Below are 21,635 nucleotides of genomic sequence, written 5' to 3'. Positions count from 1 at the left end.
ATCTTGAAATGAGTGAAATTGAAAAGATTATTGCCGGCACGGCCTTCGAGATTGTTGCTCGTAGCTTCTCCTCGAATGATGGTTCTGATCGCAACTCGTTCAGATTGAAGAACCTTATGAGAAGTGAGGCGTTGGAGTTCCTGCGTGTGTGGCAGCTTCGCAGCGCTGAGAGGGGCCTGGAGCGCGTCAGGCTTTTGGTCGCCAGCGACTCCCATGAGGAGTTTCCACAAGAGTTCAAGGCTGACCCTGAACACTCCATCACGTACTACCGTAACAACAATGAACACGGGCTCGTCTACATTGAGACAAAAGTGGAAAGCGATGAGCAGGGGCTCAAAAATCTCTTTACGCTGAGAGATGTGAACTTCCTGGACGGTACGTTCGATGAGGATGGGGAGTTCTTGGTCCCCGAGGAAATGGTCAGGCAGGCTCTCCGTTACGCTGGCTCTTCCAACCCTGAAGGCAATGAACTTCTCCGGAATCGACTTGTAGAGGTTCTTCGAGAACTCCGCATGGCGGGCATGACTCTCCCCGTGAGGAAGTTTGCGGGGTTTGTTCTCGCTGCAGCCGAGGAAGTGGTTTCAGGCCCTGGTATCTATTCACCTGAAGAGACGAACGCATTAGTCGGAAGATGCCTCGTGAATCTAGACATGTTCCCGGATGAACAATGGCGTCAGAGTACCGGTCGTGTGGCTCGCCGCCTTTCTCTGAACCTTTTAAGATCTGAATTGGCAGCCTCGCCCTCATTGGATCTTGACGCGGAAAAAACTGCGAAAGATTGCAGTCGAACTAAGTTTGTGGACGAAAGCGAAGAGCAATATGACTCCGCCACGCAAGCCTTCTGGCGTGAGGAATGCTCTGAGTACTGTCTCGGTCCATCCCGTAAAAAGAGGGAGCGGATTCCATACAGGATCTTCGAGCAAGTTTTCAACAAAGATGTTAAGGGTCTACCTCTCGGTCAAAGAGTGGCAGAGGAAATTGTCGATATTACGCCTGGGAGGAGGCTAGAGTTCAATGAGCTTGCTGTGGAGACCGGGTTGAATAACCGGTCAGCAGAAGACGCCCGGAAGTTCCTTGAAAGTGAGCCTGCCGATTCAAGTGCATTGCCATTGAAGGATGTTCTTTCGAAACAGACGCTACGCATGGTTGAAAAACTTGCTTCGCCGGCTGTAGAGCGAGTTCAGAACCCACTGGTCAAACTTTCGCAGGTGGTGACAGACTTTAGGGCGCGCAACGATTTCGAGGAAGGCGAGTTTAGGATTGAGCTGCGTGCGGGAGGCAGTACCTCTGATCAGCATGCGCCGACCCTTGGCCTGTTTGCATTTCTCTATGGGAGATCATTGGTTCAGATATGCAGTTCCTTGGCTGATGGGCTGGGTTCCGTCTTCTTGGATGTCGATGATCGCCTGACTAAACAGGTCCCGGTTCCTCCTCTCAAGGAGGAAATTGATCCCGAAGTCGAGGTTCCCGACACCAGTTCATTGGAAGAAGATGAGGGAATATCCTGGCTTCCCATTTCTCTCGAGTTCGTTCTGGTCGACGCGAGAGATGGAAAGGAGCTCGATAGCGAAGTGGCCATTGAGTGGCTACCTGAAGATCTTCCTTATCTTGCGCTATTCTGGATTTCTGTCTGTGGAGAAGACAGGGGTGATGTGACCGCTGAACTTCATGCTCCGTCAAACCGGACGGGAGAAGCGTGGGTTATGGAAGTGGCACATCGTCTGTTACCTTTTCAGAACGGAACGGCGCGACCGATCAGGACGGAAGTATTGAAGCATCCTGTAATCGACCGGCTGGTGGCGGTAAGTTCGAGGTTCAGAGCTGAGGCTGAAAAGGACGGTCTTTCGTCGGAACTAATGAATGACGTGTTTGACGAATGGTCTGCTATTCTTGCCGATGCCCGCAAATCATTTGTGCCAGAGGGTGATGCCCCAGACGGCATGATTGAGTTTCTAAACGCAGGCTGCGTTCAGGGCTTTGATGGCAACCGTGTGCTAATGCTCCAGTCCCACCCGCTCAAACTCAGGTGGATTGCAGCTTATCTTGCGAAGTCATCGCAGCTTGCGATTGACGCAATCGAAGGTTCTCTGAAGCTGAACCAACAGAATGAGAGTCTTTACCTGGACTGGATCCAAGGCCTTTCTCCGCACCAACAACCTTCGATACACACCGCCGAAAAAGGGGATCTACTTTTCGCCGCCGGAGAGCGAGGCTGGACCGAGAATTTTCATAGGGCCGCCTCATCCGGCGGTACTGCGTCTGGTGATAGAATACACGCAAGTCTTGTTGCTGAGATCGTCCGACAGATAACGGCATACCTCCATGCTCATCCCTACAAGGCTGACGGCCTCACAGTTCTCGTAGTCACAGGCGGCGCTAGTGCTCTCCCAGCGGACATAGTCCAAGGTGTACGGAAAGGTGAGTTCAAGCACCTCGCAATGACTATTGAACTCGTCGCCCCGAAGGACTGCTGGGACGACGCAGCACGCAAGTTCGAACTGGTGGACACTGACAACCGCCTGGCGGGTCAAGGAGCGCTTTTCCCGCCCGTTCAGCTGAATCTGCACGATCTTGAAAAGGTCAAGCAAGATGCTGATGCGGCGCTGGGATCATTGGTCTGCGATCTGGCAATTGTTCCTCAATTTCTGGACGACAACATTAGCACGGATGCCAAGACTGAGGACGAGACTGCGTCTCTTGGGAAGTTCGATCCTCTTCTTGACGATCCGACCTATATCGCCTCTGGGGCCGGCTCCTCTGCACTCTGGGTGTCGCTGAGACCGAAGATGCCCGACACTGCGCTTTCTGACTGGTCCACCCTTGCGGTTAGGCACGAACGGAGAAACCCTGTCGCTGCGGACCGCCCCGAGGCGACTGACTTCATAGATATTCGGATCAATTTCCATAATACGGCTCGTTTTTTCGGAGTGCTTCACAAACGCTCGCACTGGGTCATAACAGTTGAGCGACACATCACGAGAAAGCAGATCGAAAGCCTCGAAACGCGGCCAGAGGTCCTTTCCCTACGGGACGGCGTTGGCCCAGGTGGGTTGTTCACGCTTATCGTGTCTTCCAATGCCGGAAAGCAGTTCGTTATAGATCGGTTGACCAGGAAGCTGAAGCGAATTGCTACTTCAATTGGGCGAGAGGAAATGGCGGAAAAACAGGCGCAGCAGCTCGCCCAAAAAATTTACGATGAGGCCAGACAGATTTCCCCGAGACTGACCCTCGACGCGTTGGGTATATCCCGCGTCACCGAAGAAATTCTCGGGTTGAGCGTTGCGAGGCAGGTAGCCGACCACAATATGCCCACCTCAGTAGGTGATGATGGTTTGATCGCTTGGATATCGCTTGATGAACATCCGGAATGGTTTACTTCGGCAAATTCGATGCGTGCAGACATGATAAGACTGGCCGTAAGCCTCCGAGATGATGGTCTTTCTGTGGACCTTCTCGTCCTCGAAAGCAAGTTGAGACGTTCAGGCTATGATGCACACGGGGCGGAACAGGTACGTAAAACCCTGCAAATGTTCGATGCCGTATTCCCACAGGATGGCGAGCAGGATCCGATGGATGGAGAGCTATGGAGAGATACAATTCTCTCCGCAGTGGATACCGTTAGTGAAGATGCGGTCTTTATTCCACCAGAGGTAAGGTCAGATCAAACGCAGCAGCGATCGAGGGTGTCGGAGGAAATAAGAAGCCGCTTTCGCGAAGGCGACTTTGCATCAGTGAGAGTCGCTGGCCTCTATTCCATTTGTGAATACTCGCACCCCAGAGACGCGACCATAGAGGCGTACGATGCAGACCCCCGGGTGCAGATCATTCAGACTGGGGGAAGCGCCCTGCTTGATCGGCCTGCCGACCCTCACTTTTCGAAACTGGTGGGCCACCTGGGTAAGCCCCAACCGGCAAGTGAGGACGTAAAAATGCCACCGCCTCCCCCCGAGCAGGAGGAGGAAGGGAAGAATGCGGACGAAGTTTTGGCATCTCCCGGGTCCCGTTCCGAAGAGGATGCCCGCGAAGCCGGCGTTAGTGAGTGCGAACCTGTGCACGCGGAAGAAGAAATCAGTGTCAGTGGAAGTCGAGGTCATCTTGGCAAGTCGGAGCTTGATCGTCGGTATCAGATAATACTGGACACGTTCGGCCAGTATGGCATCAGTGTGGGTAAGACTGCGCCAGGTGTTGAACACGCCATAGAGGGCCCTGCATCGATTCTCTTCAGGGTTCGACCGGGCAAGGGTGTGCCACCAAGTAAACTGACTGCGCAGCATGATGCCTTGAAGCTTGCCTTGGAGTTGGATGCCTCTCAGGACATGCGGTTCGACATTGATAAGGGCTACGTGACTATTGATGTGCCCAAGACGGACGAGGACCGGTATTTTATCGTTGCCTCGGATCTCTGGTCCCGCTGGGGACGCCCGGCGTTCGGCCTGAAGGTACCGTTGGGAGAGGATCGCTTCGGGAACGTAGTTGAAGTAGATTTTACTTCCTCTAACTCACCGCATCTTCTAATCGGTGGCACTACTGGCAGTGGTAAGTCAGAGGCTCTCAACACAATTCTTTCCGGTATTACCGAGCACTATTCACCGGAGGAAGTGCGGTTGCAGCTAATCGACCCGAAGGGGACGGAACTTGAACACCTCTCGGAGTCTCAGCATCTCGATGGAGAGATTGGCTGGGACGAAGAGGATGCCATCGAAATTCTTGCTCGCGCCGTCGAGGAGATGCAGGCCCGTTATGCGATATTCAAGAATTGTAAGGTGAGGTCACTCGGGGATTACAATGCCCAAGTTTCTGAGGGCGAGCGCATAGCGAGGTGGGTAATTGTTCTCGATGAGTATGCTGACCTGACATCTGAGCCGGAAGCGAAAAAAACAATCGAAGGACACTTGAAGCGCCTTGCCCAAAAAGCCCGTGCCGCTGGAATTCATGTCATTATTGCCACTCAGAAGCCTGATGCTTCGGTTATAAGTACAAATTTAAGGTCCAACCTTCCGGCGCAGCTCGCCTTGCGGGTCAAAAGTGCGACCGAAAGCCGTGTCATCATGGATGACCCCGGCGCAGAATCTCTGACTGGAAAGGGCGACGCATTCTTTAAGGAAAGTGGTGTATTGACCCGGGTTCAGTGCGCAAAAATCTGACTTGATGGGATAGCGCACATGACAGAAGTTTCCTTAGTAAACCTGAGGTGGGAAGCTAGTCTCGCTTTGGAACTGCACCGGGTCGTGATAGACGATATCGTTATCCCTTGGAAGCTGAATTCAGGACGTAGAACACCACTTCTGCGATATACCTTGCTAGCAATGGAGGCACAGCATTACCAACCTGCACATACTGCTGGGTGCGGTTACCCTCAAAAAAGTAATTGTCAGGGAAAGTCTGAATCCTGGCTGCTTCGCGCACAGTTAAGCTTCTGCACTGCGATGGGTCGTAATGAATAAAATAATGTCCATCCTTCGATATGTGGCTGGTAACGGTACTGGCCACACGGTTCTCAGCTTGAACTTTGAATCTATCTACAAAATTGCCGCTTTTCCAGTTCTTGTGCGCCGGCGCGAGGGTTTCCGGGTAGTCCGCTGCGCGTGGTGACGCGCCGTTATTTACAGAGGCATGGCAACTTGCGAATAGGTATCTATGAAGGTCTTCCGCCATGTGGTTCCTTGCCTGGTGGTTTATAACGCCCGCCATTGCTTTATCTTTATACCAGTCTTTTAGCCAGACAGGCATTCGTGTCGCGCGGCTGCTCGGGAAAGGGACAAATCTTCCTCCTTGACCGGGATCTTCAGGTGGTGGCGTTAGCGCACGCCAAGCCCTTTCCTGGGCCTCCTTTGATTTATGTAGAGCACTATACACTTTAGAAAAACCGCCGGATAAATTATCTAGCCACGACTTGAAATCATTTGGCTTGCGCTTTGTTAAGCCGCTTCGAAGCTTCGGCAAATCTGCGAGAATTTCCCCCGGGGTGACGTGTCTGTCAGTCCTCCACCTCGCGAGTAATTCTCCCTCAATATTGCTTTTTCTCAAATCTTTGCGAACACCCATCAAAATTACACGGTGTCGAGCCTGAGGTATGCCGAAGTCTTCTGCGCGAATGACAAAATCACTGTTTCGGAAATGTCCCAATCCACCTAGGTCTTCCAGAGGACAGGCCAAGGGGAGTAGTTCATATTCAACCTGTTCTCTATTGCTGTTAAGCGCTCGAGTGGGGCAATGGAGGTCGCCCCGGATTTTCTCGAAGATTGACTCACCGTTTACCTTGGCCGTCAGGAGCCCTTTGACATTTTCCATGACGAAAATGTCTGGCTGCACCAAATCCAGAACCTTCAGGTATTCTTGATAGAGGAAATGGCGATCATCCTTTTCTGCGGTATAACCTTTGATTCCTTTGTTTCGAGCACGGCCGACAAGCGAGTAGGCTTGGCACGGCGGGCCTCCAATCACAAGTTTAGGCCCGTTGTGACCCTCGATGGCACGCTCAATTTCAGAAAATATCTCCTCGTGATCCTCGCTACCCAGAGCCTTTGGGCCGCCTAACGTCTCTTGTTTTGCCGCTGCCCACTTGTCCGGACATTTCCTGGAGAAAAATTCTTCAGCACTCACTTTTCCATTGGAGCTCAGATATTCGTAATAGGCATCTGGAACTTCTTGGCCGCGAAATTGACGGAAGAATGCCCTGAGCGTGAGCGTTTTGTGGGCACTTTCCTCTTTTTCTATGGAGGCGACTATTTTGAAAGGGAAGGCGCCGTTATCAGCTTGAAATGCAGAAAATCCCTCACCAAGACCACCAGGGCCAGCAAAAAGGTCGATTATTTTGATAGTGTCAGTCATTGATGCTTCGCCAAGATCATGTTGGCAGCTAGCATACCAGGTAACACTTATTTTTCCAGGCCTCAATTGCAGTATGACCGATACAGTCGATTCGAAAACTCGCTCAAGAATGATGTCTGGCATCAGGGGAAAGAACACGAAGCCAGAGATCGTTATCAGACAGAGACTGCACGCTCGAGGGTATCGATTCAGGCTACATCGTAAAGATCTACCCGGCTCGCCAGATATAGTTCTACCGAAACATCAAGCGGTGGTTTTGATCAACGGGTGTTTCTGGCATGGACATCAATGCCGATTGTTCAAATGGCCCAAGACAAGGCCTGAGTTCTGGAGGAACAAAATCGAGGGTAATATTCGCCGTGATCAGAAAAAATTGTTTGAACTGAAGAGGATGGGGTGGCGTGTATGCATGCTCTGGGAGTGTGCAATAAAAGGTGCAAATGAAGAGCACTTGAATGGAGTGATCGAAAGCATATCGAGATGGTTAACAAGCGAAGAACGCTCCCTTTTTATTCCTGATGGCACAACCCAAGAGATTGGTGATGAGCTAACAAATATATTATGAAACCCGGAGTGAAGGGCTGCAAATGACAATCGTCCCATACAACCGCAATGCTCAAACCTTCTTCGCTCAGTACCTATCCCTGAGCTTTGAGCAGGTCCACAGCCACTGGTTGACCCAGTTGGACCAAAAGACAGGCTTGGCTCTGGATGTCGGCGCAGGCAGCGGTCGCGATTCCAGTGCCCTTGCAGCGAGGGGCTGGGATGTTGTCGCGGTAGAGCCGGCAGTTGGCTTGCGAGAGTTGGGGCAGGGTGCTACTCGCAATCAGAGCATTCACTGGGTAGACGATCAATTACCGGATCTTGGTAAGATCCGGAAGCTGAGCTATCGCTTCGACCTTATTCTTGTTTCCGCTGTCTGGATGCATATCCCACCATCTGCTCGTGAACGCGCTTTTCGAATTCTGACTGAGCTTCTGGCGCCCGGTGGAATGCTGGTGATTACGCTTCGGCACGGGCCCGGTGATGGCGAACGACTCTTTTACGATGTCAGTAGGGAAGAGCTGGAGGGTTTTGCCAAACGCCGGGCACTGATCCCGCTTCCGTTGCCGGTTGGGCGCAAGAAGGATGAGCTCCAGAGGAATGAGGTTTCCTGGGAGACTCTGGCTTTTCGGTTGGCGGACGATGGCACAGGCGCATTGCCAACGGTTCGCCACATCATCGTTAATGACAATAAGTCCTCAACTTACAAGTTGGGTTTGCTGCGAACCCTCGTCCGGATTGCTGACGGCGCGCCCGGCCTGGCGCTTAAACGGACCGATGACTGGGTGGATATTCCGCTTGGTGCGGTCGGGCTGTTCTGGATTATGCTTTATCACCCTCTGGTTCTCCGGCATCAGCTGAGGCAAGCGCCAGGTAGCCGTGGCTATGGCTTTGCCACAGAGGATTTCTTCAAGCTGCAGAGTTTCACGCCTCTGGATTTCAGAGTGGGTATGTCGCTGTCGGCGGATGTTGCTCCGGTAGTCCTGCGCGCTGTCCGGGATGCTTGCTCGACCATCCTCAAGAATCCCGCACATTTCACGACCTGGCCTGGCAGTAACCGTCCAATCTTCGAGGGCGGTTCGGCCAGGATGACCATCAAGAAGGCACCCGTTCGTTTGGACAAAGCAACGCTTTCCAGGTTCGGTACCTTTCGCGTTCCTTCATTTCTCTGGGATGCGTTTAGTCGCTATGCGTGCTGGATTGAGCCCGCGATTGTAAATGAATGGATTGATTTGATGAGTAGCTGGGACCTGCGTTATCGCATGGATGATTATCATCGTGGTTTGCAATGGGTTGAGGGTCGGCGCGATACGTCAGCTGTCCGTCAAATGATTAACCAGCAGCTTGAGACTGGTCGGGTCGAGTGCGTATGGACAGCCCAAAAGCTTAAAGCGAAGCGGTTTGACGTCGACCACTGTTTTCCATGGTCACGATGGAACAACAACGATCTCTGGAATCTGATGCCAGCGACCCATACGGCGAATGCTGCGAAGTCCGAAAAGCTGCCCGGGGACTTGCTGCTCAAAGAGGCGCACCCTCGAGTAGTGAACTGGTGGGAGCAGGCCATCACTGGTACGTCTCGCGAAGAGCAGTTCTTCTCAGAGGCTGAGGCCTCGCTACCATTGCTGGGGCAGGAACGAACCTTGGAGGGCGTTTTTGAGGGGATGCTTCAGCAGCGATTGAGACTGAAAACCAATCTTCAGCTGGCAGAATGGTTGGGCCTGTAAATCAGAGGAGTGGTAAAGGGCTTTCAGGTAAAGATGAAAGCAAACCTTATGCTTGAACAGCAGGAATTTGCCAGGCCCAACGGGTGAAAAAGGCCCGCCGCCAGCACGGCGGGGCTTGAGAACTTTTACAATGAGACAACGGCGCCGCCGGACTCCGCCGACTCGAACAGCGCCGACATCACCCGATGACAGGCCAGGCTGCGCTTGGGCCATTGAGCGTCTAACTCGCCAGTCAGAATGATGTTGGAGAACTTCTCGACCAGCTTCACAACGTGGTCACAGGGCTCTACCTGTTGCTCTGTATCTTTGCCATCGGCATCCCCCAGTATGTAGCGCGAGCTGCCAGTGTAGCGTTCACCGTACGCAGCGAAATTCCCGCTTCTACCCTGGCCACCAACCAGGTCATCGATTCGTATAAGGCCTGCGTCGCCAACCGTTTCCAACTGGGAGCGATGCGCGAGTTCGCAGCCTGCATCGAAGGTTGCCATTCGGCCGTCAGAGAACCAGAGGGTGCCACCGCAGGCGACGATGGTGTCGATGGAGTTTTTGGAGACGAACGTCATCTGGACGCGTTCAGGCAGTTCGTAATTGAAGCTCCACAGTGTGGCGCTGATCGGGTACCAGCCTTGGTCACCAAAGCAGCCCATGGGTTCGCGAGACTTGTCAGTTCGGCCATTGCCGCCTTCGTACCATTCCCTGGAAGGGGCTTTGAAGGTGAAGGCACTCGTCACCCGCCGTACTGCGCCAATGTCGCCGTTGGCAATGCGCTTCTCAATGTCGTGCGTGCGGGTGCTGTGCAGCCACATGGTTCCGTCCATGAATTGGACGCCGTTTTCTCTGCAGACGTCGATGGCTTCTTCAATGCCGTCGGCAAGCGGTTTCTCGGCGTAAACGTGCTTCCCGGCGCGGGCGGCCTTCTTGATCCATTCGTTGCGAAGGGCAGTGGGGACCGGGATGTAAACGGCGTCGATACTCTCATCGGCCAGAAGCTCATCGTAGGAGCCGAACGCCTGCGGTACATTGGGCTCGTTTGCCCAGGCCTGTGCCCGGTCCAGGGAACGGCTTGCGATGGCGACGACATCTGCATTCTCTGCATCATGCATTCCCGCCACGACCTTGGTGGCAATTTCGGCGGTACCGATGATTCCCCAGCGGACTTTGCGATTTTCCATGTTGGGTCTCCTTGAACAGGATTGGCTTTGAGAATGTGATAACACTAGCTGAAGAGGATGCGCTGGATCGAGCGGGGAATAAACCGGGTGACAAATTCGGCAGCATAGGTCTGTGGTGTAACCAGGTATCTTGGCTTGGGTCTTGCCGCTTCTGCAGCCCGGTATATCTTTTCGGCAACGTCCGATGCACTGGCTGTAAAGGGCTTTATTCTGGCGCCTGGCGCGAGTGCTGCTTCCATGGCTTGGTACTTTTCCCGGTGCACGGCGCTCGCTCGCCCAAGTACGGGCTGCAAAGCGGCCAGGGCATGTTCTCTGAACCGGGTCACCACGGGTCCTGGAAGCACCAGCGAGACACTTTCCAGGCTTTTGCTGCCCTGTTCATCAAACCAAAAGCTTTCATGGGCCGTGTTCATCGCAGATTTGGCGGCACAGTATGCGCCTTTCATTTTCTGCGGAGCGATGGAGAGAACGGAGCTTACGGCGATAACCCGCAAGGGTGTGCCGTGTTGCTCGCAGAGCCTCAGGCAGACGGCGGCCAGCTTGATGGGGCCGAATACGTGGGTGCTGAACTGCTTTTGCCACATGGATTCGGACAGGTCGCGAAGCGCGCCGAATTGCCCGTAACCGGAGTTGTTGACCAGAATAACTCGCGCGGCTGCTGCAATTTCCGTGTCCAACGTGTCGGCAAGGCCTTCGATCTGCTCAAAGGATTCAAGGTCCAGCGCCAGTTCCAGAGCAGCGGACTCAACGCCAGTCGGCTCTCGGGACAGGGCGATCACCCTGTAGCCTTTCCGGGCAAAGAGCGCGCAGGCTTCAAAGCCAATGCCGGCGCTGGCGCCGGTTACCAGGGCTAGTTTTGTCATAGCATCATCACCTGGTCACCGAGGGAGTCCCATTCCAACGGCTTGCCCTGACTGTTGAACGTAACCAGGGTAGAGTTGCCGTGCCTGGTAATGTGTGTGTCTTTCATTGGTTTACCTTCAATCGCTTTGCATAGACTCAGGGTATCATTCTGAATGGTGGCCAGCCGATTAACTATTAAGCTTTCCTGAAGAAACTTCCGGAGCCGGTCGCTGCTTCTTGAGCTCCGCTGGTCTATATTTCCTTAAAGAACTCGTTCGGGAGTATGAGCAAGGGTAGGGCCCGAATGGAACACCTGCTATTCTTCAAGAGACCTACAACAACAACCATGAATGAGTGACCCGGATCCGTTTGTTCCGGTGGCACAAGGAGGAAACATGAAGATAAACACGAAGTACCTGGCTGCTCTCTTGCTTTCTGCGGTGATCGGAAACGCCCAGGCCGAGACGAATTGGGATATGCCAACGCCTTACGGTGATTCCAACTTCCACACCGTCAACATTCGCGAGTTTGCTGAAGACGTAAAAGAAGCCACCGATGGTGAGCTCAACATTACGGTTCACAGCAACGGCTCCCTGATCAAACATCCTGAAATAAAGAACTCTGTTCGCCGTGGCCTTGTACCCATCGGCGAGTTGATCATGTCGCGGCTGGCCAATGAGGATCCTCTGTTCGAAGCGGATTCGGTTCCCTATCTGGCGAGTAATTACGATGAAGCCTGGGAGCTTTGGCAGGCATCCCGGGATATGCTGGCAGAGCGTCTTGAGCGCCAGCGTCTGAAAATCCTGTTCGCAGTGCCCTGGCCGCCGCAGGGTATTTATACGGAGTTCCCGGTGGAAACCGGTGACGAACTCCAGGGGGTAAAGATGCGCGCCTATAACAAGTCCAGCGAACGCCTGGCGGAACTGTTCGATGCCGTACCGACGCAGGTCGAGGTGCCGGATATTCCGGTTGCGTTCAGTACCGGCCGGGTCGACGCCATGATTACGTCCCCGTCTACCGGCGCCAATACCAGGGCCTGGGATTACCTTAGCCACTTCAACCACGCTCAACTGTGGTTGCCGAAGAATATGGTTGTCGTGAATGCCAAGACTTTTGATGCGCTTCCTGAGTCTACGCGCAAAGCGATTGAATCGGCCGCTGCTGATGCGGAGAAGCGGGGTTGGGAGGCCAGCAAGGCTGAAACTGACGCCAAGATCAAAATTATGGAAGAGAACGGCATTGTTGTGTCCGAGCCCAGCGACGCACTGGTAGAGCGCCTCAAAGAGGTCGGAGAGACGATGGAAAAGGAGTGGCTGGAACGTGCCGGCGAAGATGGCAAGGCTCTTCTGGAAGCTTATAGCGAGCGCTAGTCCCTGAATAATCAGAAAGCAAACCCGGAGCATATTCATGCGCAGGTTTCTGGACTCTCTGTATCGCTTCGGCGGGTACATCTCGGCGCTGCAACTGGCGGCTATCATGATCATGGTAGTGCTGCAGGTGTCCGGACGAATTCTCGACAATGGTCTGAAGGCCCTGGGTATGAATTCCCTGGGCCTGCAGATCCCGGGTTTGGCCGAACTCGCGGGTTTTCTGTTGCTTGGGGCCACGTTCACCGGGCTGGCCTACACCCTGATGGTGGGCGGGCATATCCGGGTTGACCTTCTGCACAGAGCACTTCCGGCGAGTATGCAGAAGGCCCTGGACCTTCTGGTGACGCTCATCGCTTTGGCGATCACTGCATACGCCACCTGGTACAGTGTGCTGTTGGCCTATGACAGCTATGACTTTGGTGATCTCTCCATTGGCATGGTTCCGGTTCCCCTCTGGTTTCCGCAGGCAGTTATGGTACTCGGACTCATATGGCTGCTGGTCGCGCTGCTTGATGTGTTGATCGGGCTGATAACCGGACGTATTACCCATATCCAAGAAGAAGCCCCTCTGGAGTAATGCCATGGATATGATCTGGATGAGCCTGGCGCTCCTGGTGGGACTCCTGATTCTGCTCGGAGCAGGGCTTTGGGTTGCTTTTGCGCTGACAGCAACCGGTCTGGTGGCACTGCATTTTCTGAGCAATATTCCGATAGGCGATAGCCTTGCGAACTCTTTCTACGGTGCCAGCGCCTCCTGGGAACTGGCGGCGCTTCCCATGTTTATCTGGATGGGCGAGGTGCTTTTTCGGTCCCGGCTCTCTGAAGAAATGTTCAACGGTATTGCCCCCTGGGTAGGCCGTATCCCGGGCCGCCTGCTTCATACCAATATCATTGGCTGTGGTATCTTCGCTGCGATTTCCGGTTCTTCAGCGGCGACCGCGGCAACCATCGGGAAGATGTCAGTACCGGAACTCACCCAGCGCGGTTACGATCGCAAACAGATCCTCGGTACCCTTGCCGGATCAGCGACCCTTGGTCTCCTGATTCCTCCTTCGATAATTCTGATCGTTTACGGCGTTGCCACCGAGCAGTCCATTGCCAGGTTATTCGTAGCGGGCATTCTGCCGGGTTTACTACTGATGGTGATGTTCGCTGGTTACGTGGGCATCTGGGCCAAGATGAATCCCGCTGGCGTGCCAGTTGATGAAGAAGAATCTTTACCGTTGGCAGAGAAGTTTAGCCGCAGCAAGCCACTGATACCCGTGGTGTTGCTGATTGTAGGTATCATCGGTTCTATCTATGGCGGTCTGGCATCACCAACCGAATCGGCTGCGGTCGGTGTTGCCCTGGCGCACCTGCTGTCCTGGCGTGGCGGTTCCCTGAGCCGGGCCAAGTGTGTGGAAGCCCTGATGGGCACGGTGAAAACCTCCACCATGATCGCTTTCATTCTCGTGGGCGCCCACTTTCTGACTGTCGCCATGGGTTTTACCGGCATTCCCCGGAACCTCGCAACCTGGATCAATACCCTGGCATTGTCGCCTTACATGCTGCTTCTGGCACTGACGGTATTTTTCATTCTCCTGGGCTGCTTTCTTGATGGTATTTCTGTTGTGGTGCTGACGACCTCGGTGATATTGCCGATGGTGCAGGCTGCCGGAATCGATCTGATGTGGTTTGGGATCTACCTGGTAATCGTGGTGGAAATGAGCCAGATAACGCCCCCGGTGGGGTTCAACCTGTTTGTGATCCAGGGGCTTACGGGAGACAACATTGTCCGGATTGCGCTGGCCGCGTTGCCTTATTTCCTGTTACTGCTGGCAGGGGTGTTTTTGATCACTATTTTCCCGGAAATTGTCACCTATTTGCCTGGTAAAATGGGGAATTGAGAGCTCGAGCAGAATTGCGGATGTTTCTCTAGATAACCCCCCACTTCCTCCAGATCGCGCTCGGCATGACATTGACGGATATACAGCGTGAGTTCGGCGATGCGGCGGGCATTGGCCTCTTCAAACGCGAAAGGGCGCGGGCCGAGTGTGCGGCCGAAACGATCCAGGGTCTCCGTGCAGGCACGTTCAATATGGTGGCGGACCAGCAGCGCCGAGGGAAACAGGGTTCCTGACGTGTTATTCGGATCGGCATCAATCTGGTCCGCCCCCCATCGAAGCATCGCGTTCATACTGCAGACCGAAGAAACCATAGCGCCGAGGTGTGCCCGGGCATGGCCGTCTTTCAGCTTTCGCTGACGTACGGCGTCCACCAGCCCCATGGCGCCACCTGCCCAGCACGCTGCGGGCGCGAGCGCCCCGAGGCAAAAACCGGGGCGATGGAAATACCATTGGGGGCCGCCCACATGGTTTTCCTCGGTCACCGGGAAGTCCTCGAACCTGACGGTCCAGGTATGGGTTTCCGCAAACGCGGCTGATCGCCATTCGCCGGCCTCGAACCTCAGGCGCTCCCGCGAACCGGCCCCTCGCATATCCACATCTAGCAGTTGTTCGGCCGGGTACACGTAGATTAACGCCCGGTCGACAATATCGGAGCCGCTGCAAAAGGGTTTGGCGCCCGTCAGGCGGGCGCTTCCGTGTTCGCCTTCTGCGCCCCCCGTCATGTCGGTTGTGTCTGCTGGCCCGCCGGAGGCCCAGATGCCGTAAAGCTTGCCGCTTTCTGCCGGGCATCCTGCTTCACGCAGTATCTGCGTCGCATCCAGGTGGCCTTCGATGAGGCGGGCCAGCCCAAGGTCACGGTGCGCTACGCCGGTCAGAAAGCGCAGCCGGCTGAGGCTTTGGCCTTCGCCCATGGGTGGCACGTTAGCCTCGATGTACGGCAGGAGGGCACTGGCGGCGCCCCGGTAATCGGTCGCCGTAGGGTTTTCCGGTAGGGCAGACAGGCATTGCGCGAACGCTTGGTTGTCCATGCTCATTATTCTCACTTGCTCCAGCGTTGCAGGGTGTATCCATCGTTAACGGTTTTCGGGCCCTCAGGGGCCCCGAGAACACGGCCCAGAATGTTATGAACCTTCGAACCATGGAGCTGGTGGTCGTCAGAATGCCCTAGCCAGTGGCAGGCGACCAGGCGCCCGCCTGGTTCCAGTATGGACCAGAGTTGGATAATCAGGGATTCCAGAGCTTCGGGCGTGAAATAATAGCCAATTTCAGAGAAGACAATCAGGTCGAGAGGGCCGGCTGGTATGTCTTCTGGCAGCGCGCCCTTGTGGATATCGACGTGGCGGTAGTCCTGGCATCGGTGCCTTGCCGTTTCCACGGCCGAGGCGGAGAAATCGATAGCCTCCAGAGAGTGACAAAGCGGTGCCAGCATGGCGGTAAGCTCACCAATGGCGCACCCGGGCTCAAAAGCGGAACGATATTCCCTGTCGGCGAGGCTATGACAGATAGCCGCGTAACGTTCCCGTTCGTAGGTGGAGTGGCGGAAGTTCCAGGGATCTTCCGAACTCTGATAGAGACGTTCAAAAAACGCCGGCGAGGTGTCGGGGTGGTGCTGACGTTCATCGGAGCTCATGCAAAAGCCACCTCCGGAGGTTGGCGGCAGGCCTGTATCTCATCGTGTGTGGGCCGGCGAAGTATCTGGATATCGGTTGCTGTCGGGGCCCATTTAATCAGGCCATGGGCGACGAAATACTCCAGCCAGTACTCCATGCACCAGCTCCCCCATTTACGATAAAAGCGAAGGGCATTGCCGAGAATGTCATCGAATTTGTCCAGCGGTGGCGTGTGAACGGTATGGTGCTGATGAAGGGCGAGGGCATTTCCGCACCACCCCAGACGGATGCCTGCGGCTGCAAGCTGTTCGGCGAAATCGGTTTCTTCGCCGCCATAGCCAAGGTAGCTCTCATCCATGCCGCCGGCGGTCTGGTATTGCCGGCGAGTCAGTGCAAAGGACAATCCCCACAGGGCACGCGGCTCGGGCTCATCAATCCAGCCTTCTCCCGGCACATTCGGGCGCGCGGGATGCTGTCTGGCATGCGTCACCAACTCGCTGAACGCGGCACTGGCTATCTGGGCGCGTGTGAGGGTTCCGGGCAGGTACCGTACTTCGCCGAGGAGGCAGCGCCCCGAGGCGTCCAGTTGCTCGACGAACTTTTCCACAAGGGTGGGCGACGGGATGCAGTCCACATCCAGAAATATGAGTCGCTCCGCCCGGGCGTTTGCGGCCGCGGCATTTCGTGCGGCGGCCAGCGGCAGTCTCGCGCCGGGTACCTCTACCACGGTCACTGGAAAAGGCACACGCTCCGAAATATGAGGGGGCTCCGGTTGCATGCTGGCTACGACCAGTTCGAAGTCCTGTCGGGTCTGGCGGGTCAGCCCCTCTACAAGCGCATCAAGATGTGCCTGGCGACCACGCACCAGGGTCAGTACGCTCGCCCTGGGTTCTGAACGGTCCCGGACTTTGGAAGAGCGGTCAGTCGGCATCGGGAAGCGGTTCCTCAACCTGGCTCTCAGGAAGCGCCACCGAGGCGGGTACGGACTGATATTTCCCGGTGTACCGTTCCCCGATCAGCTCATCCGGCGCACTTGTCTGCCACAGGTTCTGGATCAACCCTTCGAGGCATTCGGCTGCGCGTTTCGCTGCCTGGTTATCGACCAACTCGCGCTGGGCTGCGACATCGCACTGATAGGCCCTGTCCACCAGGGCGCGCCACTGGGCGAAGCTGGCCGGCCACCTGGGGGAGTAGACGGCCAGATTATGAGCGGCTAAAGCCTCGGCCTTGCACGCCTGTTCGTCGTAATAACACCACTCAGGAATGCAAATAAGGGGGCGGCCCACCCGGGCAATTTCATGGGTCAGCGTATCGCCGGGGGTGGCTATGACCACATCCGCAGCAGCGAGGTAGTCAGCGACATTGTCGACCCAGCCGATGTCTAACAGATTCGCAAAGTCTGTCTCGTGGCCGTACCGCACCGTTTTACCCACTGTTAGCCAGAGCGCATCCGGATAAGCACGAGCGGCGAGGGTAACGGGGGCTATGGGAACGCCAACCCCTCCGTTACCGGCTACCGCTACGAATATCTGCTGATCCTCTGGCAGCCCCAGCTGTTTTCGGGCGGCGGCCTTGTCTGGAACCGGTTTGCGCGTATCGATCAGCCCCCCGGTATAGAAAGTGCGCTTGCGGAAGTGTTCTGGCCAGTCCTGTTGTTCCAGTACCTCGCTATACGGTGCCAACATGGCGGCGCAGGCAGAGTAGGCAGCCTGATGGGCGGCGTCTTCACGATCCCCGTGCATACGGATCTTCACCACAGGGACGCTGCAGATACGGCCGAGCAACGCCAGCTCTGCCGACACATCGACAATGAAAAGCACCGGGTCTTCGCGCGCCAGCCAGGAAGCGATGATGCCTCCGCTGCCACGGATTGCCGACACCCCCACCGGTGCGCAATCCAGGGCCAGGCAGGCGGGTTCCTTATGCAGCTGTTCGGACCGCGCCTGTTTGCCATGGAAGTCCGGTAGCTGCACCACCTCGGCGTTATCGGGGAGATCGCGGAATATTTCCGGTTTGGCGCAGAAAATGGTGACCGGGCGCGGGTGCATTTCCTGTGCGATTGCCAGACAGCGTTTCGCATGGCCATGTCCGTGGTGGTGCACGAAGTATCCCACCGGTCGCCTGGAGAGCTCGGTGTCGTTCGCCAAAGTTTGCAGTGAAGACATGTCAGGCTCCTGCTTCTATTTCTGTTGGCCCATCCTTTAACGAAGCTCCGGACGGAGGATGTTGTGTGTAAGCATGAGCAGGGTGGCCTTGCAGGGGCTCCGCCAGCTCAGCTCCGGGCTGGGACTCGAAAATACGGTTACGGTAATACAGGCCTTCCAGGATGCCCGCTGCGCTCTCAGCCCGGGCCCAGTAAATATTGCTGCGACCGCGCAGGGGGGCCAGTTCCGCCGTATGGTTTGCAACGGCAATGCCGAAGGCAGCGTTGCGCAGGAGGTCAAGATCGTTACCTGAATCTCCGGCGCTCACGACACGGGAAGGTTCGATACCGTACTTCCTGCGAAGGAAGTTCACTGCCCGGGCTTTACCTCCCTTAGAGGGAAGCACATCAAGCAGGTTGCCGTGAGAGCAAACCACTCGGGCTGAAAGGCCCGCCGCTGAAAGGGCCTGCTCGAGTTCTTTTACCAGTGACCAGGTATCCAGCCCTGATTTTGCAAGAAGGCGTTCGCTGATGAAGTAGCTCAGCTTGTACGTTGACTGCGCAGGGCGTCCCTGGGGAACCAGAGCCCAGTGCGCGTCAAGCAACCGCTGGCATTGTGCCCGTTGCCAGCCTTCCTGAAGCATCGGGTGCCAGTCTTCCACCAGCCGGGGCGCGCCACGAGGGTCAAACTCGTACACCGAGGACCCCACATCCGCGATCAGGACATCGGGCCGCGGGGCGCCCCAGCTGTCCAGCTCACAGAGCGCATCGTGTACTGACCGGCCAGTGGCGATAACGAACAGGCATTGGCGATTGCGGTGGATCCAGCTTTTCAACTGTGCCAGTCCGTGATGGTGGCCCAGTAAAGTGCCGTCCATATCGGTGGCAAGCAATTGGTTGAAGCTTGTGGTTTTCCGAACGTTTGAGGGAGTTTGGGGGGGAGAAAACCCGTTATTCTCCACGTACTGGCGGGCGTGGCGCGTCCAGCTGTAGAAGTTGACGTTTCTGCGGCCCCGGGCGCTAAGGCGCTTCCACGCCAGGTCGTCCTCAAGCAGGTGGTGGCAGGCATCGGCTATGGCCTGAGTGTCGGTGGGTGGCACCAGCAGCCCGTGCTGACACCGGCGAACGATGTCGACCGGTCCGCCTTCCTGGGTCGCAACCACAGGTAGCCCAGCCGCTGCCGCTTCCAGCAGGGTAAGGCCAAAGGGCTCATTGAGCGCCGGATTTACAAAGACCCCGTGGCGCTGGGCAGCCCACTGGTAGATCGCCGGAACGTGCGACAAGTCATGGTGTTTGGGATAGGCGACGTCCCCATACAGGTCGTACTTGTCAATCAATCGGAGCAGTTGGTTCCAGACCTGGCGCGATTCCGCTTCCCCGCTGTCGATGTCTTTACGAGTGCCGGCATAGATCACCAGGTTGGCCTGTTCGCGGAGCCTGGGGTTTTCGCCGTAAGCTTTGACCAGCGCGCATAAGTTTTTCTTTTCCACCGGCCGCGCGATGGCGAGGAGGCAGGGCAGGTGGGGGCGACGCAGGAAGCGTTGCAGTTCGGCATCGACCTGTCGGCAGACCTCTGCCGGAGCCGGTGCGCTGAAAGCCTCCAGGTCGCATCCCGGCGGGTTAACCCGGGTTTTACGAAGGTTATGATGAAGGTACAGGCCATACTGGAACCTGGCTTCGTGTTCCGAACTGGCAATGACGCTATCAGCCCCTTTCAATGCAACCTCTTCCAGTCGCCGCCTGCGTCTCAGCTCTTTGTTGGCGCCGCCCCGGCTTGGCATGTGCTGTGCTTTGGTGGCTCCAAGGGAATGTGCCGTAAAAACGTAAGGGATTCCGAGAGCGCTCTTTAAGCGCATCGCCATGACGCCGGCATCGGCGTAATGGGCGTGGATCAGAGCCGGGCGTACGCCTTGCTGTCTCATCCGCTCCATCAGCGAATCCACCATCTGCGGCACCTCTCGCCACAGGGCTTCCTTCGGTAAATAATCCGATGTTGCCCCCTGGCAGCGCCAAAGGGTGACCTCCGGGCTGAGCTGCTCTTCAAGGCGCCGGTATTCGTCACCCAGGTGGGGCGCGTCGAACGCACGGGTAACAATAATCTGATGCGAGACTTCAGGGCGCCGGGCGAGCGCTTCTACGAGCTCCAGAAGATACCGGATATGGCCCCCGGTATCGGCGGTCAGGCCGTAGGGAATGGGGCCGGCCTTCAGGCACCCCTGAAGCGCAATGTGCATGATCACGCCGTTGGGTGCTGGTTCACTCCTATGGCGCCCGTCCCGGGGCCAGGCCCTGTTCAATACCTTGTGGTCGAGCGCTCCGTCGTATTCGGTACCCGTCTGGGGCATTCCCATTCGTCAGACTCCTTTCGTCGAGAGGGGCCGATTGCCCATGAGTGGTTCATATTATTGGTGCTGAGAATTTACTGACTCCATTCGGCGATATCCCGGATCCGGGCGAACGATTCCTGGTTCTTCAGCTTGGCCTCGAGCAATGCCTCGGGCATCTTGAAGCCCTCGCTGTGCGCCGGATCAATGGCGTTCAATTGCGAGCGATGCTGATACAGGGCATCACGCTTAAGGTTGACCAGGTCCGCAATGTCATTGAGATATTCGTCCTCACTGGCCACGACCCAGGGGGAGCGTTCTTCTGGAGGCCAGATCTGGTAACTGAAAAAATGATCGACAGGGCGCTTTAGTGCCACCGCAGCCAGCAGTCTTGCCGTCATGCGGTGGTCGGAATGGCAGTCGTCGACCGCTGGCACAAAAACCGTGCGGATTCCCCGGGCCTGCATCACCTCCCAAATTCGGGCCTCGATCAGCTCACACTGCTCCTTGCCAAGCCGTTCCAGCCCGCCGTCCGGAAGCCCCAGGGAGACAACATCAGGCTCTGCCAGGCCAAGGGCCTTCAATGCGCTGTATTGTTCGTTTTTTCGTATGTCGCCGAGCTTTTCCTGCCAGGCACGGTCGCCCGGATGGGAGGCCTCTCCATTGGTCATTGCAAGCACGGTGATGGAGCTGCCCAACATAGCGCAGCGCGCGATCAACCCGCCGCAGCCTAGGGTTTCATCATCTGGGTGGGGAGAGGCAATGAGGATGGGCCCCAATGACGTAAAGGGAATAGCCTCGCCGTGGCTGTGGGATCTGGCCAGCGCCAGAGTGGCATGACGAGTAAGCTGGTTCCTCTGCTGTGCGTATGCAATCCGTTCCATTGACGCTTCCTCCCTTCTTGCAGAACCATACGCTGGCGCTAAACCTTTCAAGAATCACATAAGTTAATTAGCTATTGGATATTAACCCTCCCTTGAACGGGATTAACAATCGGACACGTTCATAAAGGCTGCGTACCAGCACGTACGTGAGTTTCCGTAGCTCTTGTAAGAGAAAAAGCGGAGCAGGGCATTACGAATGCTTAATTAACCCAATTCCTGCCGCACAGCGCTTCTTTATGGCATGGCTGTTCGCACTTAATCACTGCCTTTTATGTCTTTTCAGGCCTGTTCGTGGTCAATTT

Annotated in this window: 15 protein-coding genes; 6 read left to right on the top strand and 9 right to left on the bottom strand. The window is 55.9% G+C overall.

Annotated features, from left to right (window positions below):
• Positions 1-8 precede the first annotated feature (8 nt).
• The gene (locus FO268_RS11380; protein ID WP_225316630.1) at positions 9-5,144 is read left to right on the top strand and encodes an FtsK/SpoIIIE domain-containing protein; all 5,136 of its coding nucleotides are present in this window, start codon (positions 9-11) and stop codon (positions 5,142-5,144) included.
• A 100-nt stretch (positions 5,145-5,244) separates the two neighbouring features.
• On the opposite strand, the gene FO268_RS11375 is transcribed toward FO268_RS11380, so the two are convergent.
• A complete protein-coding gene (locus FO268_RS11375; protein WP_150993002.1) occupies positions 5,245-6,831 on the bottom strand; it encodes a DNA cytosine methyltransferase in 1,587 nt (528 codons plus the stop codon).
• Positions 6,832-6,904: 73 nt separating this feature from the next.
• Between FO268_RS11375 and FO268_RS11370 the strand changes: the two genes are divergently transcribed.
• Positions 6,905-7,396 (top strand): very short patch repair endonuclease, encoded by a 492-nt coding sequence (locus tag FO268_RS11370; protein WP_150993000.1) that lies wholly within the window; start codon positions 6,905-6,907, stop codon positions 7,394-7,396.
• Between the two features lie 22 nt (positions 7,397-7,418).
• Positions 7,419-9,101: a class I SAM-dependent methyltransferase gene (locus tag FO268_RS11365; RefSeq protein WP_150992998.1), complete on the top strand. Its 1,683-nt coding sequence runs from the start codon at positions 7,419-7,421 to the stop codon at positions 9,099-9,101.
• Between the two features lie 125 nt (positions 9,102-9,226).
• Here the strand turns inward: FO268_RS11365 and FO268_RS11360 are convergent, their stop codons facing one another.
• Together FO268_RS11360 and FO268_RS11355 are read right to left on the bottom strand one after the other, a co-directional pair.
• Positions 9,227-10,273, bottom strand: coding sequence for a Gfo/Idh/MocA family protein (locus FO268_RS11360; RefSeq protein WP_150992996.1), 1,047 nt, complete (start codon positions 10,271-10,273; stop codon positions 9,227-9,229).
• A gap of 44 nt (positions 10,274-10,317) precedes the next feature.
• The gene (locus FO268_RS11355; protein WP_150992994.1) at positions 10,318-11,136 is read right to left on the bottom strand and encodes an SDR family NAD(P)-dependent oxidoreductase; all 819 of its coding nucleotides are present in this window, start codon (positions 11,134-11,136) and stop codon (positions 10,318-10,320) included.
• A gap of 375 nt (positions 11,137-11,511) precedes the next feature.
• Between FO268_RS11355 and FO268_RS11350 the strand changes: the two genes are divergently transcribed.
• Genes FO268_RS11350 through FO268_RS11340 form a run of 3 tightly spaced genes read left to right on the top strand, consistent with a single transcriptional unit; the run spans position 11,512 to position 14,372 of the window.
• Positions 11,512-12,486, top strand: a complete 975-nt coding sequence (locus tag FO268_RS11350) for a TRAP transporter substrate-binding protein (RefSeq protein ID WP_191966948.1) — start codon at positions 11,512-11,514, stop codon at positions 12,484-12,486.
• Between the two features lie 37 nt (positions 12,487-12,523).
• The gene (locus FO268_RS11345) at positions 12,524-13,063 is read left to right on the top strand and encodes a TRAP transporter small permease (RefSeq protein ID WP_150992990.1); all 540 of its coding nucleotides are present in this window, start codon (positions 12,524-12,526) and stop codon (positions 13,061-13,063) included.
• 4 nt (positions 13,064-13,067) lie between these two features.
• Positions 13,068-14,372, top strand: coding sequence for a TRAP transporter large permease (locus tag FO268_RS11340; RefSeq protein ID WP_150992988.1), 1,305 nt, complete (start codon positions 13,068-13,070; stop codon positions 14,370-14,372).
• On the opposite strand, the gene FO268_RS11335 is transcribed toward FO268_RS11340, so the two are convergent.
• The 6 genes from FO268_RS11335 to FO268_RS11310 form a co-directional block, all read right to left on the bottom strand.
• Positions 14,345-15,406 carry an acyl-CoA/acyl-ACP dehydrogenase gene (locus FO268_RS11335; protein WP_150992986.1) on the bottom strand — a complete coding sequence of 354 codons (1,062 nt, stop codon included), beginning with the start codon at positions 15,404-15,406 and terminating at the stop codon, positions 14,345-14,347. The genes FO268_RS11340 and FO268_RS11335 overlap by 28 nt on opposite strands.
• A gap of 5 nt (positions 15,407-15,411) precedes the next feature.
• Complete coding sequence (locus tag FO268_RS11330) at positions 15,412-16,002, bottom strand: SAM-dependent methyltransferase (protein WP_150992984.1); 591 nt, start codon at positions 16,000-16,002, stop codon at positions 15,412-15,414.
• Complete coding sequence (locus FO268_RS11325) at positions 15,999-16,913, bottom strand: glycosyltransferase family 2 protein (RefSeq protein ID WP_150992982.1); 915 nt, start codon at positions 16,911-16,913, stop codon at positions 15,999-16,001. The genes FO268_RS11330 and FO268_RS11325 overlap by 4 nt, the downstream gene beginning before the upstream one ends.
• On the bottom strand, positions 16,903-18,147 hold the full coding sequence (locus FO268_RS11320) for a hypothetical protein (RefSeq protein ID WP_202336611.1): 1,245 nt from the start codon (positions 18,145-18,147) through the stop codon (positions 16,903-16,905). Before FO268_RS11320 ends, FO268_RS11325 begins: the two co-directional genes overlap by 11 nt.
• Position 18,148: 1 nt before the next feature.
• The gene (locus FO268_RS11315; protein WP_150992980.1) at positions 18,149-20,476 is read right to left on the bottom strand and encodes an HAD family hydrolase; all 2,328 of its coding nucleotides are present in this window, start codon (positions 20,474-20,476) and stop codon (positions 18,149-18,151) included.
• 68 nt (positions 20,477-20,544) lie between these two features.
• On the bottom strand, positions 20,545-21,333 hold the full coding sequence (locus FO268_RS11310; protein WP_150992978.1) for a PIG-L deacetylase family protein: 789 nt from the start codon (positions 21,331-21,333) through the stop codon (positions 20,545-20,547).
• Positions 21,334-21,635: the final 302 nt, after the last annotated feature.

This window comes from Marinobacter denitrificans (assembly GCF_008795955.1).
Taxonomy (GTDB): Bacteria; Pseudomonadota; Gammaproteobacteria; order Pseudomonadales; family Oleiphilaceae; genus Marinobacter; species Marinobacter denitrificans.
The sequence above is the reverse complement of the archived record's forward strand: the minus strand, read 5'-3'. Positions and strand labels throughout refer to the sequence as shown.